Source organism: Algicola sagamiensis DSM 14643 (assembly GCF_000374485.1).
GTDB classification, from domain to species: Bacteria; Pseudomonadota; Gammaproteobacteria; order Enterobacterales; family Alteromonadaceae; genus Algicola; species Algicola sagamiensis.
Genome location: NZ_KB894526.1, coordinates 1 through 1,676, shown reverse-complemented (window position 1 = coordinate 1,676; position 1,676 = coordinate 1). Strand labels below are relative to the sequence as shown.

General features: G+C 51.8%; 1 rRNA gene. It reads right to left on the bottom strand.

What is annotated here, in order from left to right:
* Positions 1 to 63: 63 nt before the first annotated feature.
* Positions 64 to 1,676 (bottom strand): 23S ribosomal RNA (locus C505_RS0120905); the annotation flags it as partial.

The following is a 1,676-nucleotide window of genomic DNA, read 5'->3' as shown; positions in this document are numbered from 1 at the left end:
GTAACCTTAGTCTCGATTTCTTTATCGTCTCTAGACCGCCACACAAAACCACTTGGGCGTTGTATGGTTAAGCCTCTCGGGCAATTAGTACAGGTTAGCTTAACGCCTCACAGCGCTTCCACACCCTGCCTATCTACGTCGTAGTCTTCAACAACCCTTTAGAGGAATTTAATTCCTAGGGATGACTCATCTCGAGGCCTGCTTCCCGCTTAGATGCTTTCAGCGGTTATCAGTTCCGAACTTAGCTACCGGGCAGTGCCACTGGCGTGACAACCCGAACACCAGAGGTTCGTCCACTCCGGTCCTCTCGTACTAGGAGCAGCTCCTCTCAATCATCCAACGCCCACGGCAGATAGGGACCGAACTGTCTCACGACGTTCTAAACCCAGCTCGCGTACCACTTTAAATGGCGAACAGCCATACCCTTGGGACCGACTTCAGCCCCAGGATGTGATGAGCCGACATCGAGGTGCCAAACACCGCCGTCGATATGAACTCTTGGGCGGTATCAGCCTGTTATCCCCGGAGTACCTTTTATCCGTTGAGCGATGGCCCTTCCATTCAGAACCACCGGATCACTATGACCTGCTTTCGCACCTGCTCGACGTGTCTGTCTCGCAGTTAAGCTGGCTTATGCCATTGCACTAACCGTACGATGTCCGACCGTACTTAGCCAACCTTCGTGCTCCTCCGTTACTCTTTGGGAGGAGACCGCCCCAGTCAAACTACCCACCAGGCACTGTCCTCAATCCCGATTAGGGACCTAAGTTAGAACATCAAACATACAAGGGTGGTATTTCAAGGTCGGCTCCACGATGACTAGCGTCAACGCTTCAAAGCCTCCCACCTATCCTACACATGTAGGCTCAATGTTCAGTGCCAAGCTGTAGTAAAGGTTCACGGGGTCTTTCCGTCTAGCCGCGGGTATACGGCATCTTAACCGCAATTTCAATTTCACTGAGTCTCGGGTGGAGACAGCGTGGCCATGGTTACACCATTCGTGCAGGTCGGAACTTACCCGACAAGGAATTTCGCTACCTTAGGACCGTTATAGTTACGGCCGCCGTTTACCGGGGCTTCGATCATGAGCTTCGCTTACGCTAACCCAATCAATTAACCTTCCGGCACCGGGCAGGTGTCACACCCTATACGTCATCTTGCGATTTTGCAGAGTGCTGTGTTTTTAATAAACAGTCCCAGCCACCTGGTCACTGCGACTCTCATCTGCTTACGGAGCAAGTCCTTCACAAACAAGAGCGTACCTTCTCCCGAAGTTACGGTACTATTTTGCCTAGTTCCTTCACCCGAGTTCTCTCAAGCGCCTTAGTATTCTCTACCTGACCACCTGTGTCGGTTTCGGGTACGATTCAATATTACCTGAAGCTTAGAGGCTTTTCCTGGAAGCAGGGCATCAACAACTTCAACTCCGTAGAGTCTCGTCTCGTGTCTCAGCTTTAACAGAAGTCCGGATTTACCTAAACTCCCAGCCTACTCACTTTCACACACAACCAACCGTGTGCTTGCCTAGCCTTCTCCGTCCCCCCATCGCAGTAATATTAAGTACAGGAATATTAACCTGTTTCCCATCGACTACGCCTTTCGGCCTCGCCTTAGGGGTCGACTCACCCTACCCTGATTAGCATGGGATAGGAACCCTTGGTCTTCCGGCGTGGGGG